Genomic DNA, 15,664 nt, shown 5'->3' on the forward strand with positions numbered 1-15,664 from the left:
GTGCGGACGTGCCGGCCGAGGATAGCAGCGGGTTGTGTGTGCAAGACACGTGCGCCGCAATCCATGTTTTCGCTTCAGGCAAGTGAAGACGCGATGCGCGAATCACGTCACGCTTCGATAGGCAGCAGATCGATGTACCTGGCGCATGCCGACCAAAAGTTGGTGAGGGGCCATGGTGAGGATGGGGAAGCGGCTGTCAAGATCGCCGCCGATAGCGCGTGCGCGTTTTTCCGCTTGCCAGACGTCGGTTGACGATGCTTCCGCGCTTTCGTAGAGCGAAGCTTGGTCCGCTGCTTTTTTGGGTCACGAAGAGCAGCGGAGCAAGCTCCGCTCTACGAGAAGCGGTGGCTATTTGTTGTCGCCTGCCGTTGCGACGGCCTTCGCCGGTGTTGTGCCTACAGCAACGCTTCTTCCAGTTTCTTTCGCGCGCCGCCGGGGAGGTCTTGCCGTTGCAGCGCCGCGGTGACGCGGTCACGCAACAAGGGGCATTCCACATCGGCCGGTACGGCGCATACCACGCTGGTCTGCAGTGACAATCCTTCCCAGTAGTAGCGGTGATCGCTGCCGAATTCGGTTTCTATCTCGCGCAATGCGGCGGTTGCTTCGGCGCGCGCCTCGGCCGCTCGTTCCAGCGCGAGCAGGGCGCCGCTTCGGTAAGCCATTACCACCGCGGCGTTGCGTGCGTTGGTGCCGCTGGCGCGGTAGATATCGATGGCACGGTCGTAGTGGGTCAGCGCACTGGCGGCATTCCCCAGCGCCATCTCTGTACGCGCCAGATTGCTCAGTCGCGCGGCAGCGCGCGCCGAGTCTTTGCCGAATATCCGCTCCATGGCGGCCAATGCCTTGCGTTGCAGTGGCAACGCCTCGGTGGACCGACCCATCTCGCGCAACGCATCGGCGTAGTTGCCGTCGCAGATCATGACGCCGGCATGATCCGGCCCATACAGTGCGACATACAAGCGGCGGCCATGACGGTAGGCGGCGGCCGCCTGTGCATACTCGCCCATCGCGAAGTGCAAACTGCCGAGATTGCCGTAGCTGGTGGCCAGTTCGTCATGTGTTTCGCCGAATAGCTCGCGGGTTTGCTCGATATGCCGCAGCCGAAGTTCCAGCGCGCGCGAATAGTCGCCTGCGATGGCGGCGGCCTCGGCCAGGCTCTGCAACGTCCGCAGCATTTCCAGCGTTGGGGTGGCGTAAATGCGCTGCTGCTGCGTGTAGACCTGCTCCAGGATGCTGACGGCGCGCTGCGGATTGCCGTCCCGGCCGTAGCTTTGGCCCAACATGCTGGCGACGAGCAGGGTCTTCGCATCCGCATCGCCATAGCGCTGGCGCCGGAGATCCCATAGTGCCTGCCAAGGTACGTGCGCTTCACGATAACGGCCCAGTCGATGCAGTATCTCGCCTTCGTGCAACAGGACTTGCTCGCAGCTGGCGGGACTCTGCGGCAAGGTGTGGCAAACACCTTGCGCTTCCTTCAACGCGGCCAGCGCTTCGTCGTGACGATCGACGCTGCCCAACTGCGCCGCCCACCCCGTCAGCGCTTCCACCAACGAAGCGGAGCCCGGCGCTTGCCGCTGCAGTATCGCCACTGCGTCCTGCAACCACGCCATTGCTTGTGCGTTGTCTGGCGGATCGACCATCACCGCCACCCGCGCGCTAGCGACCATGGCGTCCGCCGCCTCGATGCTGTCGGGACCGAACAACGTCTTTCTGCGTGCGAGCGCCGATGAGAACAGTTGCGCGGCTTGCGGATAATCGCCGGTGCGCTCGGCCACTTGGCCCAGTGTCAGCTCCACCGAGCTGAGCAAGGCTTCGCGACCAGCCAGATCCTGACGCGCACGCTGGACGGCGTCGGCAATGATCTGGTGCCTATCGCGCTCACGGGCTTCCGCGGTGCTGGGCGCCAATACCTCCAACACACTGTTCAAGTAGGTCAGCTGCGCCTGCGACTCCTCTGCCGCGGCCCGCGCCCGCTGCGCTTCACGCTGAGCGCGCTGGGCCTGCCACACAGTGCTGGCAATACCGGTGACCATCACCGCGGACAACACCATTGCCGCCGCGACACTCCAACGATTGCGCACCACGAAGCGACGAAAGCGATAGCCGATGCTGGGCGCGCGCGCGCGGATAGGTCGCCGCGCCTGCCAGCGGCGCAGGTCGTCGGCCAGGGCTTCGATGCTGGCGTAGCGCTGCTCCGGCTGCCGCGCCAGCGCTTTCATCACGATGGTGTCCAGATCGCCGCGCAAACGGGCTGAGAAGCGATGCTCCTCCGTCCGGTCCGCACTACCCCGCGACGCGCGCGAAGGCGGAGGAATTTCAGCGGTGGCGTCGAGGGAACCGGCAGCGCGCGGAGAACGGCCGCAGAGCACGCGATACAGCAGCGCGCCGAAGCCATAGACATCCATGGCGGTGCTGGGCGGTGCGCCAACGAACTGTTCCGGCGCGGCGTATTCCGGTGTCAGCGCGCGCAGCGCGGTAGCGGTTTGATCGGGCTCCAGTTCATCGGTCAACCGGGCGATGCCGAAGTCCAGAAGCCGCACATGGCCATCCTCGTCGACCAGCACGTTGGATGGCTTGATGTCGCGGTGGATCACCAGATTGCGATGCGCGTAAGCCAACGCTTCGGCGACCTGCAGCAACAGCGCAACGCGCGCTTCCAGCGGCACAGCGTGGTGAATGCACCATGTGTCGATGCGCTCTCCTTCCACCAGCGCCAGTGCCAGCCAGGGAGTGCCATCTTCGGCGACACCGGCGTCGTACAACGGCGCGATATAGGGATGGCGCAGCCGCGACAACAATTGCTGTTCGCGCAGGAAACGTTCGCGCCCGCCCTGCGCCAGTGCACCCAACGTCAGTACCTTGACCGCCGCCACCTGGTCCAAGGGTAGTTCAGCCGATGTGGCGCGATAGACCGCCGCCATACCGCCGCGACCGATTTCCTGCTGCAAGCGCCAGCGGCCCAGCCGACGGCCGCTCAGACTCGGATCCGGTGCATGCATCTGGAATTCGCTGGTCAGGGCTTCATCCAACGGCCCGCGGCTGAGGGTATGCGCGGCCAACAGGCGCTCTGCGCGCTGTCGTACCTGCGCAGACAGATCGAGTGCTTGCAGGTGCGCGACACGACGCTCGGCGGGCAGGTCGAGCAGCTGATCGAGTACGCGATCGGCTTCGCGCCAAACGGCCTTCTCAACCGCGTCCATGGCTAGGCCCGTCAAAACGATGGAGATGAGTCGCACGGACCGGAGCCCGGTGCGCGCGGGCCCGCATCATCACCCAGGCATGTAGCGACGACAACGACGGCATACCTTTCTCCTTCGGTCTTGCACCGCGCGCACCGGCTGCGGCAGGCCCTGCCCAATAGCGTTCTAGTCCTTCAACTGCGCATGCAGGAAAGCGCGGGCGCGCTCCCACTCTCGATATACCGTCCGCTGCGAACAACCCAACAGTTCGGCGATCTCGGCGAATTCGAGCCCGGCGAAGTAATGCAGTTCCACCACTTCGCGTTGCTGCGGGTTGATCTCGCCCAGCGCCTCCAAACCTTCGTGTAGCGCCAGTATCTGCGGTTCGTCCGCGTTGCTCACCGCCAGTGCGTCGGTCAGAGTCACCGCGATCTGTCCTCCGCCGCGCTTCTCGCTGCCTTTGTGCCGGGCGTGGTCGACAACGATCCAGCGCATCGCCTTGGCCGCGGTGGCGAAGAAATGCCGGCGGTCGGTGGCGGACAAAGGTTCACCGGTGGTGGCGCGCAGATACAACTCGTGCACCAGCATGGTTGGGCTGAGAGTTTGCTCGCCGCGGTTCAGGCGGGAGGCCGCTAGCCGGCGCAATTCCGGATAGAGCGATTCGAACACCGCCGACAGCCGTTCCGGTTCCCCGCTGCGCGCTTGCGCCAACAACCGGGTGATCTCGTTCCCCACGCATCCCCCCATCGCCCCCATCCGGAAGCATGAGCTTACTGCGCCCGGGGAGCGGGCGTTAGTGGACGAGCAAACGGCGTGCGCCGGCGGCCCCTGAGGAGGCGACGGATGGATACTCTGCAGATCGACCATCCCGCCCGGCTACGCCCACCACATCATGCGCGGCGCTCATCGGTCGCTTCAACGCCTGATCTCAACGCGGCGATTCAGCGCGCGGCCTTCTTCGCTGTCATTGCTGGCCACCGGCATGCTCTCGCCAAGGCCCCGCGCGCGCAGGCGTGCGTGGTCGACGCCGAGGTCGTTCAACCGGTCGACCACGCGCTGGGCACGGCGCTCGGACAGTGCAACATTGCTGCTTTCCGAACCCTGGCCGTCGGTGTGGCCAATCACCTGGATCGACAATCGGCGGTCCTGGTTCAGCAGTTCGGCGATCTGCACGATCTGCTCGTCCGCTTCCGGCCGCAACCGGTCCGTGCCGGAGTCGAACTGGATGCCGTACAACGTGGCACTGCCATCGGCCAGGTCGCGGCGCAGCGCATCGGCATCGATGGCGGCCATGCGGTCGTCCATCGCTTTGGTTTCCACCACATCCAATTGAGCCATCGCGCGGCCACGCGCGGGTCCGCCGCTGGCGTTCTTTGTCACCCACAACGACACGAACACCTCGCTACCGCCTCGCGCCAGCCGTGCGGCCAGGTAGCGGTGATCGCCGCTGCCCCACAACACCATGTAGCGCTTGTCGCTTTCGATGTCCTTGCGGATGTCGCCACAGGCCGCTCCAGCGCAGGTGAACAGCATCTGCGCGCCGGCTTCGCGCAGGGTTGCTTCGTAGTTGCGGAATACTTCCAGCACCGAACGGTCCTGCGGGCCCTGGTAGGTGATCCGGGTCAGTTTGCCCTCGACCATGCGCGTGCCGCTGCTCTTTGCCTTGCCGGTGCGCAGGCCGTAGTCGGTGAACGCCTCGGATTCGTAATGGACGATCTGCGAGCCCTCATAGCGTGGGATCAGCGGATGATCGCTGGCGCCGCGGGCCGAACCTGCGGCGCCGGGCTGCGCACCGTTGGCGGCGACCTGTTCGCTTGCGCAACGCTTGTCGCCGAGCGCGCAGCGGGTGGCGCGACGGGTCTCCTGGTCGGTCTTGCGCTGCACTTCGCTAGTGACTGCACGTTTGAACGTGTCCTTGAGCATGCCGCCCAGGTTCTGCGCCATCGCCGGCATGACGGTGGCGACCAGAACCAGCAGGCCCGCAAGGCGGACCGGCAGTTTCGTCTTCATGATATTTCTCCAGAAAAAATTCACTTGGGCGGCGTCGACGAACGGCCGTGGTCGCGCCCGTTCGTCCATCCCCGCAGCCCCCACTCCCCCGCTAACCGTGGGTCAGGGCCGGCTCTGCACGGCACCCTGCGCCTGCTGCGCAGCATCGGCGGCGCGGACCTGCGTGGCTGGCAGAGCCACACCCGCGTTGGTGCGGGTCGCAGCAGCCTCCAAGGTCTGGACCTTCAATGCCGTGTTGCCCAGCTTGTCCGGGCCTTTCGGATCCTTGGGCTCTTTCGGCGGCTTGTCGTCGCTCTTCCCCGCCAGACCGGCATTGCCCAGCCGGTCGACACTGCCCAAGGCGTTGGGCATCTTGTCGGGGCCTTTGGGCTCTTTGTGCGGCAGCTTCTCGTCGCTCTGGCTGGCCCAGCCGGCATCGCCAGTCAGCCTGCCCATGTTCTGTTTCGGCGGCTCGTTCGGCGGGCCTTTGCCCCCGCCGTTCTGGTTGCTGCCGCGCTGGCCCATAGGGCCGGGGCCAACCGCCGGCCGCGGGGCCAAACCGCGATTCGGCGCGGTCACGGTCTCCTGGCGCAATCGTGCCGCGCTGGCGGCATCAATCCGCTGTGCCGGTACCGGCTGCGCCACCGTACCTCGGGTGCCGGTGGTGCTCGCCGCCGCACGATCCCTCTTCGTCAATTGCGAAGACGACGCCGGAGTGTTCGCTCCGTCGGCGGACTGCTCCTCGTCGGCGACCCCTTTTTCGCCGATGATCCCTTTCTCGCCCACAATGCCGGAATTTTCCTGTGCCGCAACACCGGCGGCTGCGCCCATGCCAAGGCCCAATGCCGTCGTGTAAAGAATTGCGCGGAGCTTCATGTCGTATCTCCCATCTCGTGAAGAGCGATCCCGCCGAACGTGATCGTTGCGGCGGACACTCCCATCCCTACATACGCACTCCGGGGCATGGAACTGACAGGGGCGGCGCTGCGACATGAGCAGGCGGTGTGAGAAGGACGGGGCCGGGTGCCTCCTGGCATCGGGCGGGAGCCGATCCGGCGTCACAAGCGAATCTTGGTTTGCCCGCTTTCAATCGGCGAGCGCGCACGTAGAGCGGAGCTTGCTCCGCTGCCCTTCGTTACGGGAAAAGAAAAAAGCAGCGGAGCAAGCTCCGCTCTACGAGAAGCAGCTATCAATTGCCGCCTGCCGTTGCGACGGCTCATTACTGCTGGTTCGGCGTTACCGCGGGGGCGCAGCTCCGCTCTACATGGATACACCGAGTTCCACGGGGTTGGCTAACTGCGCAACCCAACGCCTCGCTTCAACAACCACAAACCCAGCGCGCCCAGCGCAATCACAAAGCCAATCATCAGCACATAAGCAATCCACAGCGGCACATCGCTGGTGCCCAGCAAGCCGTAGCGGAAAGCATTGACCATGTAGAAGATCGGGTTGGCGTGCGTCATCGCTTCAGCCCAAGGCGGCAGCAGCTTGACCGAGTAGAACACGCCACCCAGGTAGGTCAGCGGGGTCAGGATGAAGGTGGGCACGATGGCGATATCGTCGAATTTCTTGGCGTAGGCCGCGTTGACGAAACCCGCGAGCGAGAAGATCGTGGCGCCCAGCAACACCGTGCTGAGGGTGATCAACGGATGCGGGATGCGCACCTTGGTGAAGAACATCGCGATCACCAGCACGATGGAGCCGACCATCAGACCGCGCAGCACCGCGCCGGCGACGTAGCCCAGCAGGATCACCCAGTTGGGCATGGGGCTGACCAGCAGTTCCTCCACGTGGCGCCCGAATTTGGCGCCGAAGAAACTGGACGAAATATTGCCGTAGCTGTTCTGGATAATGCTCATCATCACCAGCCCAGGCACGATGAATTCCATGTAGCTGTAGCCGCCCATGTCGCCGATGCGCGAACCGATCAGGCCACCGAAGATCAGGAAATAAAGCGTCATGGTGATGGCCGGCGGTACCAGGGTCTGGCCCCAGATGCGCAGGATGCGCATCACTTCGCGGCGGACGATCGTGCCCAGTGCAACCAGGTTGGGATTGCTCATGCGGCCTGCTCCCGGCGCGCGGCGGCTTCGTCGCCGGTGAGCCGCACGAACAGTTCCTCTAGCCGATTGCTCTTGGTGCGCATGGAGCGCACGCGGATGCCGGCATCGTTCAACGCGGCGAACACGCGATTCAGATCCATGGCGCGTGGCATGTCCAGGTCCAGCGTGTGATTGTCGGTGGCGATCAGCGTGGTGCCTTCGATGGCGGGCAGCTGCTGGGGCAGTTCGCCGTCGATGTCGAACAAGAAACCTTCCACGTCGAGCTTGGCCAGCAACGTGCGCATCGGCCCCTGCTCGACGATCTTGCCGTGGTCGATGATGGCCAGGTTGCGGCAGAGGCTTTCGGCTTCTTCCAGGTAATGCGTGGTCAAGATAATGGTGGTGCCGGCCGCGTTGATCTCTTTCAGTGTCTTCCACATGCCGCGGCGGATTTCGATGTCCACGCCGGCGGTGGGCTCGTCGAGGATCAACAGGCGCGGCCGGGTCATCATGGCGCGGGCGATCATCAACCGGCGTTTCATGCCGCCAGAGAGCGTGCGGCTCATCATCTGGGCTTTTTCCCACAGCTGCGCGCGCTTGAGTTCTTCTTCCGCACGCACCAGCGCTTCGGCCCGTGGAATGCCATAGAAACCGCCGTAGTTCACGCAGATGTCCAGCGGCTTCTCGAACATGTTGAAGTTGATTTCCTGCGGTACCAGCCCGAGCAGCCGCATGGCGCCATCGCGGTCACGGTCCAGATCCACGCCGAACACGCTGACCTCGCCGGCGCTCTTGTTTACCAGCGAGCTGACAACACCGATCAAAGTGGATTTGCCGGCGCCGTTGGGGCCCAGCAGGGCGAAAAAATCACCGGGATTCACCTGCAGCGACACGCCTTTCAGCGCTTCCACGCCGTTGTCGTAGATCTTGCGCAAGCCAGTGATGGAAAGAGCCGGAACGTGGCTGGGAACGGAATTTTGCGGAGCCATAGAGCCTTTGCGGCGCCGGCGGGCGCCTGAAAGAGTGCAAGCGCTTATTATAGGCGTCCCGTCGGGCTGGACCCGGCACCAGTCTGTTCCATCCGACCGCATTGGCCATCGTCCATTTTCCATTGAAGCTCGTTACGCGCCGCATGTTGGCGCCCAGCGTCGGCCACTACGTCTTCGTCCGCGATGACGGGCAGCCGCTGGACTTCATCCCCGGCCAGTTCATCCAGGTGCATTTCCAGTACGCCGATGGCAGCGCCACCAAACGGAGCTATTCGCTGGCGACCATCCACGACCACACACTCGGACCTGGCGAAGCGGTGGAGATCGCGGTCAGTTACGTGCCGGGCGGTGCGGCAACGGCGCTGTTCGAAGGCCTGCCCGAAGGCGGCCAGGTCGATGCCAGCGGCCCCTACGGCCGTTTCTGCCTGATGCCTGCAGACCAGAACCAGCGCTATCTGCTGATCGGCACCGGCACCGGCGTGACGCCCTACCGCGCCATGTTGCCGGAGCTGGAAAGACTGATTGGCGAGCGGGGCATCGAGGTGGTGCTGTTGTTTGGCGCGCGCACGCCGGAAGAACTGCTGTACGGCGAAGACTTTTATGCCTTCGCGGCCAAGCATCCGCAGTTCCGCTTCGTGCCCTGCTTCTCGCGCGAAATGCCGGATCAACCACATCGTGATGTCCGCCACGGCTACGTGCAGCAGCACTTGGCGGAATTCGCACCCAACCCGGCCACCGACATTGCCTACCTCTGCGGCAATCCCAACATGGTGGATGCCTGCTTCGAGACACTGAAGGAAGTTGGGTTGGCGGTGCCGCAAATCCGGCGCGAAAAGTACGTCAGCAGCAAGTAGGCCACTCCCGGGCACGTACTTTGGTCACATCCGTCGCGGGCGGCCGTCATGGCATGCTGTACAGGTACTGCTCAAGGACAAACAGCCCCATGCGTAACTCTCGATCTCGACTGGCCGCTGGCCTGAGCGTGCTGATGCTGACCGCGTGCGGTGGTTCGGCGCCTTCCGAGAACGGCCCGGTCGGACGCCGGTACGGCCAGATTGCATTCGAACCCTGCACCTTGGCGGCGCCGTATTCGACGGTCAGCGTCGAAGCGCAATGCGCGCGCTTTGACGTTGCGGAAAATCCCGCGCTGCCGCAGGGCCGTAAAGTCGCCTTGAACATTGCCTGGCTTCCGGCAACCAATGAAGGCGCCGGAACCGAGGACCCGGTGTTCTTCCTGGCGGGCGGCCCCGGACAATCCGCCGTCGAGGTCTGGCCGAGCATCGATGCCGCGTTCCGTGATGTGCGCAAGCAGCGCCATGTGGTGCTGGTGGATCAGCGCGGTACCGGCAAATCCAATCCGCTGGCCTGCCGCGATGAGGAAGGCAAGAATGCTTTTGGCAAAACACAGGACACCAGTGCCGATGCCGCCGTGGCGTTCGCGCGCCAGTGCGTCAAGCAGCTGCAGGCTGATCCGCGGTTCTATACCACCACCGATGCGGTCCGCGATCTGGAGGCGGTACGCGCAGCGCTGGGTGCCGAGAAGATCAACCTGGTCGGCGGTTCCTACGGCACCCGGGTCGCCCAGCAGTACGCCATGCGTCACCCGCAACACACGCGCTCGCTGGTGCTCGATGGCGTGGTGCCCAATGAACTGGTGCTGGGCAGCGAACACGCCCGCAATCTGGACGAAGCGCTGGCGCAGCAATTCAAGCAGTGTCAGCAAGCGCCGGTTTGCGCGGATAAGTACGGCAAAGACCAACGCGAGCAGCTACGCGTCTTGATGGCGCGCCTGTCCGCTCAACCCGTGCAAGTGGAATACCGCGATCCTTCTACAAACCAGACCGCTACCGGACAGGTCGATGCCGGTACCGTCACCATCCTGACTCGCATGTTCTCTTATGCGCCCCACGCCGCGGCGCTGCTGCCATTGATATTGAGCGAAGCCGAGCAAGGCCGCTATGAGCCGTTGATGTCGCTGTCGAAGCTGTTGGAAAACCAGCTGGGCGATCAGTTCATGCATGGCATGCAGTTGTCGGTGGTTTGTGCCGAGGACGTCGATCTGCTGCAGGACAATGCGGCCGATCGCGACACCGTGTTGGGCGACACGATGAACGCGTATCTGAAAGCGCAATGCGCGGCGTGGCCGACCGGCACGCGTCCGGCTGATTTCCACACGCCATTGAAATCTGATGTCCCCGCTCTGCTGTTGTCCGGTGAGTTCGATCCGGTCACGCCGCCGCGGTATGGCATACAAGTGGAGCGGCACCTGCGCAACGGCCTTCACTTGGTACTTAAAGGTCAGGGCCACGGCAGCTTCGGCACCGGCTGCGTACCCAAATTGCTGGGCCGCTTCATCGAAAGCGCGGATGTGAAAGCGTTGGATAGCAAGTGCCTGGCTTCTCTGGACTATGTGCCGCCGTTCACCAGCTTCAATGGATGGGAACCCTGATGCCCAACGCGCTCCCACTCACGCGACGCAAGGACACAAGCCAATGATCGTCGCCGATGATCTGCACAAATCGTTCAAGACAAAAACAGGCAAAGTCACCGCGGTGGACGCGGTCAGCTTCGAAGCGCATGACGGCCAGATCACCGGTTTGCTGGGTCCCAATGGCGCAGGCAAGACCACTACGATGCGCATGCTGTACACGTTGATGTCGCCGGATAGCGGACAGGTGCGTGTGGATGGCATCGATGCAGCGAAGGACCCAATCGCGGTACGGCGCGCACTCGGCGTATTGCCGGATGCGCGCGGCGTCTACAAGCGGTTGACGGCGCGCGAGAACATCGCCTATTTCGGCGAGCTGCACGGGTTGTCGCGCGCGCAGATCGAACAGCGCACGCGCGCGCTTTCGGTCGCGTTGGATATGGACGACATATTGGACCGGCAGACGGAAGGCTTTTCGCAAGGTCAGCGCACCAAGACCGCGATCGCGCGCGCTTTGGTGCACGACCCCAAGAACGTAATCCTGGACGAACCCACTAACGGCCTGGACGTGATGACCACACGTGCGATGCGCGGCTTTCTGCGGCAACTGCGCGATGAAGGCCGCTGCGTGATCTTCTCCAGCCACATCATGCAAGAAGTCGCCGCGTTGTGCGATCGCATCGTGGTGATCGCCAAGGGCCGTGTGGTCGCTTCCGGCACAGCCGACGAACTGCGGCAGCAGACGGGAGAAGACAACCTGGAGGAAGCTTTCGTGAAGGTCATCGGCTCCGAGGAAGGACTGCAGGCATGAGCATCTTCGCCACCGTACTGACCGTCATGCGCAAGGAGTTGCGTGACCTGTCGCGCGATCGCCGCACACTGGCGCTCGCCTTGTTCATGGGACCGTTGCTGTATCCGGCGCTGATGCTGGGCATGGGCTATCTCACCGAGAACCGCATCAAGACGCAGATCGACAAAACCTTGGAAGTGCCGACCATGGGCCGGGAACATGCGCCCAACCTGGTGGCCTTCCTGGCGACTCAAGGCATCGTGGCCGTGGCACCGCCGGATGATCTTGACGCGGCCATCCGGGATCAATCGGTGGATGTGGCTTTACGCATCCACGAAAGTTACGCACAAGATTGGCGCGAAGGACATCCTGCGCTGGTGGAGATCGTCAAGGACAGCACCCGTCGCGACGCTGATATTCCTGGGAAGCGGCTGCAATCGGCTTTAGAAGGTTATAGCCAGCAGGTCGGTGCACTGCGTCTACTGGCGCGCGGCATCGGCGCGTCGGTCGCCAAGCCGATCAACATCGGCACTCAGGACCTGGCGACACCGGAAGCCAAGCGCGGCGTGTTGCTGTCCGCATTGCTGCCGTATCTGTTGATCCTGACGTCATTCATCGGTGGCGCGTATCTGATTCTGGACGCCACCGCCGGCGAAAGGGAACGCCAATCGTTGGAGCCATTGCTGGCCACCCCGGCAGCGCGCGGCGCGGTCGTCAGCGGAAAAATCGCAGCGGCTTGCGTTATCGGCATGGGCACGTTGCTGCTGACGCTGTTGGCGTTCAAGTTCAGCGCGCAACTGTCCACCAGCATCGGTCGCCAACTCAACGTGTCGTTCGCCGCGATGGCGCAGATGCTGTTGATCCTGTTGCCGATGCTGTTTATCGGCACATCGCTGCTGACGTACCTGGCGGCGTCGGCCAAGAGCATGAAGGAGGCGCAGAGCCACATGACCTGGCTGATCCTGCTGCCGATGATTCCCACCTTCGCGCTGCTGGTTAATCCACTGAAGAGTCAGCCCTGGCAGTACGCGGTGCCGTTCCTGGCGCAGAACCAATTGCTGCTGAAGGTGATCCGCCACGAGTACATCGGGCCGCAAACCTGGGCGATCTATCTTGCAGCCGGCTTCGGATTGGCGGCGCTGCTCTGGTTCGCCGCGGTACGGCGTTACCACCATGAGAAGCTGGCTATCTCGGGCTAGCGCCGGAACCCGTGTAGGAGCGCCGTCTCGGCGCGAGCTCTTCGCTTCTATCGTGATCTGACCGAAAGAGCTCGCGCCGAGACGGCGCTCCTACCGGCCGAGGGTCGCTCCTGCAACGTGGAACGGTGACGCAACAAAAAAGGCGAGCCTTCCGGCTCGCCTTTTTCTACATGCGTCTCTGCAACCACCTGCCAGATTTAGCCCGGGTTGAAGCCGATCGTGCGCCGCGTAGTGATAGGCGCATCAACCGGTTCGAACTTCCAGCGCCGCACGGCGTTCAAGGCTTCGCGATCGAATACACGTGCCGGGGTGGCGCGCACCACACGAGCAGCGGTAACCGAGCCATCGGTGCCAACGGTGAGTTCAACCAGCACTTCGCCGCTGGTGCCCGAGCGCAGCGCGTCCGGCGGATAGCGCGGCGCAGGCGTGCTGACCGCGCGCAGCGGTTGCGCCGCCGCGGTCGGGCGGGCCGCGGCAGGTGCGGATGCCGTGTTGCCGGCAGGAGTAGCCGGGCGGTTGGCGGCTTCTCGCTCGCGCTGGGCGGCCGCCTGGCGCTCGGCTTCCACGCGCGCGGCTTCCTGTTGCGCCAATTGCTGAGCGGCGACGGCTTCGGCCGCTTTCTGCTGCTCGGCCTGCTGGGCCAGCCGCTGCTGCTCCTTCACACGGGTCTCCTGCTCAGCCTGGGTTTTGGCCTCATCGGTGACCGCGCGTTGAGCAACGGCTTGCTGAGCGGTGGCGATGCTTTGCTTCAGTCGAGGAAGGGCCGGCGCATTGGGGTCGGCTTTCTCGATCAGTGTCGACAATCGCTGGGCTTCCGCGAACTCTTCACGCGCGATGCTCTGTTCGGCGGCAATCAGCGTGTAAGGCATCAGATCGGTCAGCGCGCTGGCGACGCCAGCGTCGTTAGGTAGTTTGTCGCGCAGCGCCAGGTAGTACTCCATGGCGTTGTTGCCGCCCGGCGCATAGATGCGATTCTCGCGCAAAGCATTGGTGGCCGATTCGCGCAGCTGGTCGACGTTCATGGCCTGCACCTCGGCGGATACCGCGGGTGCTGGCGGCGTGGCCGCAGGCGCAGTGGCCGCCGGTTGCGCAGGAGTGGCGGACGGTGCAGCGGGTTCATCCTTGGAGCAGGCTGCCACCGCCAGGAGCAACAGCAATGGCAAGACGCGGCGGGACGGCCGGTGAATACGGGCTAATGACATCGGTTCAACTCCCCAAAACATAAATTTTCTACATCCCCAATGCGTAGGACGCGTGATCCCGGTAATTTTGTCAACCCGAACCATGTTCCGCGTCTCTTCCCGGCCCCGGACACATTCCTCCTGACCTGAGTTCCACCTTCCTGGATGGTCCGCTTTATCCGTCGTGCGCACCGGCTGGGTACCCCTACCCGGTTCGCAGGGTACCTCGGCCCTTTGCTGGTGCCGATTGACGGCCGTCACACTTTTGCTTGGGTGGCGGTTTTTTCCGTCCAGGAAGCCGGGCCCACCGCGGGAAGAGCGCACACCCCAAGGCTCCGCTCTACAACAGCAAGAAGCTGAGAAGCTCTGCGTAGGAGCGCCGTCCCGGCGCGAGCTCGTCCTGTCAGATCGCGATAAAGGCGGAAGAGTTCGCGGCGGGACGCCGCTCCTACCTGGAAGCCACCAAGCTGACGCTGCCACACGCTATTTACCGATGCAGAAGGTCGAAAAGATGTGGCCGAGCATATCGTCGGCGGTGACGCGGCCGGTGATCTCGCCCAATGCGTCGTGCGCCAGGCGCAATTCCTCCGCGGCGAGTTCGAGGCGCTCGTGCTCGAGCTCATCGTCCGCCGCGTCCGCGTGGGCACTCGCACGTTGCAGCGCTTCGACGTGGCGAGCGCGTGCCGAAAATTCTCCCTCGCTGGATTCGCCGGCATCGCCAATAGCCAGAGCACGCAAACGCTGATGCAACGTCGCTATGCCGGCGCCAGTAACGGCCGAGACATGGACGACCGCAGACGAGTCGGGCGGTACGTCTGTCAGCAGGTCGGCTTTGTTGTGTATCCATAGCACTCGCGGCACCGAGGCGATCACGTCGGCTATCGCACTATGGCCGGCCTCGACGTCGCTGGCGACCAACACCGCCAGGGCGAGATCCGCTCGTTCCAGTTCCAGTCGCGCGCGACGCATGCCCTCGCGTTCGATCGCGTCGCCGCCTTCGCGCAAGCCCGCCGTGTCGACCAGATGCAGTTCCAAGCCATCCAGCCGGATAGTCTCGTGCAACGTGTCGCGCGTGGTGCCCGCGACGTCGGTCACGATGGCGCGGTCGCTGCCGGCCAGTACATTCAACAATGAACTTTTTCCGGCGTTCGGCGGACCGACGATCACGGTGTGCAGACCATCGCGCAGCTTTCGCCCGCGTTCGGCTTCGGCGAGCAGCTGGGTGAGTTGGGTTTGCGCCTGCGCAAGTTTTGCGCGCACTTCGCTGCCGCCGAGAGTGTCCAGTGATTCATCAGCGAAATCGATCGCCGCTTCCACATGCACGCGCAACGCGAGCAGCCGTGCGGACAACGCATTGACGCGTTGCGAGAACACCCCTTCCAACGCGCGGCGTGCGGCTCGCGCAGCGCGCGTATCGGCGGCGGCGATCAGGTCGGCGATGGCTTCAGCCTGCGCCAGGTCCAACCGGTCATTGAAAAAAGCGCGTTCGGAAAATTCTCCTGGCCGCGCGTGGCGTGCACCCAACGCGCATGCGCGTGCCACCAGTTGCTGCAGCACGATCGGACTGCCGTGCGCTTGCAGCTCGACGATGTCTTCGCCGGTGAAACTGTGTGGGCCTGGAAAGGACAACGCGATGCCGTCGTCGATGGTTTCTCCGTGATCATCAACGAAACGCACGTGATGCGCGTAACGCGGCTTCAGCGCGCGGCCACAGATGCGTTCGCCGATACGCAAAGCGTCCGGACCGGACAAGCGCACGATGCCGACGCCGCCCGCACCGGCGGCGGTGGCAATGGCAGCAATGGTGTCAGCAGCAACGTCGGACATGGTGATTGGAAAGATGAAAGGGGAATAGGGTAACGGAAAC

12 protein-coding genes are annotated in these 15,664 nt (G+C 63.8%); 4 read left to right on the forward strand and 8 right to left on the reverse strand.

From position 1 onward, the window contains the following. Positions 1-395 precede the first annotated feature (395 nt). The 6 genes from AB6O04_RS06170 to AB6O04_RS06195 all read right to left on the reverse strand — a co-directional run bounded on the left by AB6O04_RS06170 (position 396) and on the right by AB6O04_RS06195 (position 8,199). Positions 396-3,200 carry a tetratricopeptide repeat protein gene (locus tag AB6O04_RS06170; protein WP_368562959.1) on the reverse strand — a complete coding sequence of 935 codons (2,805 nt, stop codon included), beginning with the start codon at positions 3,198-3,200 and terminating at the stop codon, positions 396-398. 165 nt (positions 3,201-3,365) lie between these two features. Beyond that, complete coding sequence (locus tag AB6O04_RS06175) at positions 3,366-3,914, reverse strand: ECF-type sigma factor (protein ID WP_368562960.1); 549 nt, start codon at positions 3,912-3,914, stop codon at positions 3,366-3,368. Between the two features lie 180 nt (positions 3,915-4,094). Further along, on the reverse strand, positions 4,095-5,189 hold the full coding sequence (locus tag AB6O04_RS06180; RefSeq protein ID WP_368562961.1) for an OmpA family protein: 1,095 nt from the start codon (positions 5,187-5,189) through the stop codon (positions 4,095-4,097). A 102-nt stretch (positions 5,190-5,291) separates the two neighbouring features. Further along, positions 5,292-6,044 (reverse strand): hypothetical protein, encoded by a 753-nt coding sequence (locus AB6O04_RS06185; RefSeq protein WP_368562962.1) that lies wholly within the window; start codon positions 6,042-6,044, stop codon positions 5,292-5,294. 416 nt (positions 6,045-6,460) lie between these two features. Further along, positions 6,461-7,231: an ABC transporter permease gene (locus tag AB6O04_RS06190; RefSeq protein WP_368562963.1), complete on the reverse strand. Its 771-nt coding sequence runs from the start codon at positions 7,229-7,231 to the stop codon at positions 6,461-6,463. Then, on the reverse strand, positions 7,228-8,199 hold the full coding sequence (locus AB6O04_RS06195) for an ABC transporter ATP-binding protein (RefSeq protein WP_368562964.1): 972 nt from the start codon (positions 8,197-8,199) through the stop codon (positions 7,228-7,230). The genes AB6O04_RS06190 and AB6O04_RS06195 overlap by 4 nt, the downstream gene beginning before the upstream one ends. 83 nt (positions 8,200-8,282) lie before the next feature. Here AB6O04_RS06195 and AB6O04_RS06200 point away from each other — a divergent pair, with 83 nt between their 5' ends. The 4 genes from AB6O04_RS06200 to AB6O04_RS06215 all read left to right on the forward strand — a co-directional run bounded on the left by AB6O04_RS06200 (position 8,283) and on the right by AB6O04_RS06215 (position 12,616). After that, the gene (locus AB6O04_RS06200; RefSeq protein ID WP_368563164.1) at positions 8,283-9,053 is read left to right on the forward strand and encodes a ferredoxin--NADP reductase; all 771 of its coding nucleotides are present in this window, start codon (positions 8,283-8,285) and stop codon (positions 9,051-9,053) included. A gap of 89 nt (positions 9,054-9,142) precedes the next feature. Continuing rightward, a complete protein-coding gene (locus tag AB6O04_RS06205) occupies positions 9,143-10,648 on the forward strand; it encodes an alpha/beta hydrolase (protein WP_368562965.1) in 1,506 nt (501 codons plus the stop codon). Between the two features lie 43 nt (positions 10,649-10,691). Continuing rightward, the gene (locus tag AB6O04_RS06210; protein WP_368562966.1) at positions 10,692-11,438 is read left to right on the forward strand and encodes an ATP-binding cassette domain-containing protein; all 747 of its coding nucleotides are present in this window, start codon (positions 10,692-10,694) and stop codon (positions 11,436-11,438) included. Continuing rightward, entirely contained in the window at positions 11,435-12,616 is a 1,182-nt protein-coding gene (locus tag AB6O04_RS06215) for an ABC transporter permease (protein WP_368562967.1), read from the forward strand. Before AB6O04_RS06210 ends, AB6O04_RS06215 begins: the two co-directional genes overlap by 4 nt. A 197-nt stretch (positions 12,617-12,813) precedes the next feature. Here the strand turns inward: AB6O04_RS06215 and AB6O04_RS06220 are convergent, their stop codons facing one another. After that, a complete protein-coding gene (locus AB6O04_RS06220; RefSeq protein WP_368562968.1) occupies positions 12,814-13,818 on the reverse strand; it encodes an energy transducer TonB in 1,005 nt (334 codons plus the stop codon). Positions 13,819-14,280: 462 nt separating this feature from the next. After that, positions 14,281-15,624 (reverse strand): tRNA uridine-5-carboxymethylaminomethyl(34) synthesis GTPase MnmE, encoded by a 1,344-nt coding sequence (gene mnmE, locus AB6O04_RS06225; protein WP_368562969.1) that lies wholly within the window; start codon positions 15,622-15,624, stop codon positions 14,281-14,283. Positions 15,625-15,664 lie beyond the last annotated feature (40 nt).

The sequence above is a fragment of the Pseudoxanthomonas sp. UTMC 1351 genome (assembly GCF_040948865.1).
Classification (GTDB): Bacteria; Pseudomonadota; Gammaproteobacteria; order Xanthomonadales; family Xanthomonadaceae; genus Pseudoxanthomonas_A.

What these genes read in the sequence shown, in the direction of transcription:
- AB6O04_RS06170 (WP_368562959.1), bottom strand. Translation starts at nt 3,200, where the DNA reads ATGGACGCGGTTGAGAAGGCCGTTTGGCGCGAAGCCGATCGCGTACTC.
- AB6O04_RS06180 (WP_368562961.1), bottom strand. Translation starts at nt 5,189, where the DNA reads ATGAAGACGAAACTGCCGGTCCGCCTTGCGGGCCTGCTGGTTCTGGTC.
- AB6O04_RS06185 (WP_368562962.1), bottom strand. Translation starts at nt 6,044, where the DNA reads ATGAAGCTCCGCGCAATTCTTTACACGACGGCATTGGGCCTTGGCATG.
- AB6O04_RS06190 (WP_368562963.1), bottom strand. Translation starts at nt 7,231, where the DNA reads ATGAGCAATCCCAACCTGGTTGCACTGGGCACGATCGTCCGCCGCGAA.
- AB6O04_RS06195 (WP_368562964.1), bottom strand. Translation starts at nt 8,199, where the DNA reads ATGGCTCCGCAAAATTCCGTTCCCAGCCACGTTCCGGCTCTTTCCATC.
- AB6O04_RS06205 (WP_368562965.1), top strand. Translation starts at nt 9,143, where the DNA reads ATGCGTAACTCTCGATCTCGACTGGCCGCTGGCCTGAGCGTGCTGATG.
- AB6O04_RS06210 (WP_368562966.1), top strand. Translation starts at nt 10,692, where the DNA reads ATGATCGTCGCCGATGATCTGCACAAATCGTTCAAGACAAAAACAGGC.
- AB6O04_RS06215 (WP_368562967.1), top strand. Translation starts at nt 11,435, where the DNA reads ATGAGCATCTTCGCCACCGTACTGACCGTCATGCGCAAGGAGTTGCGT.
- AB6O04_RS06220 (WP_368562968.1), bottom strand. Translation starts at nt 13,818, where the DNA reads ATGTCATTAGCCCGTATTCACCGGCCGTCCCGCCGCGTCTTGCCATTG.
- mnmE (WP_368562969.1), bottom strand. Translation starts at nt 15,624, where the DNA reads ATGTCCGACGTTGCTGCTGACACCATTGCTGCCATTGCCACCGCCGCC.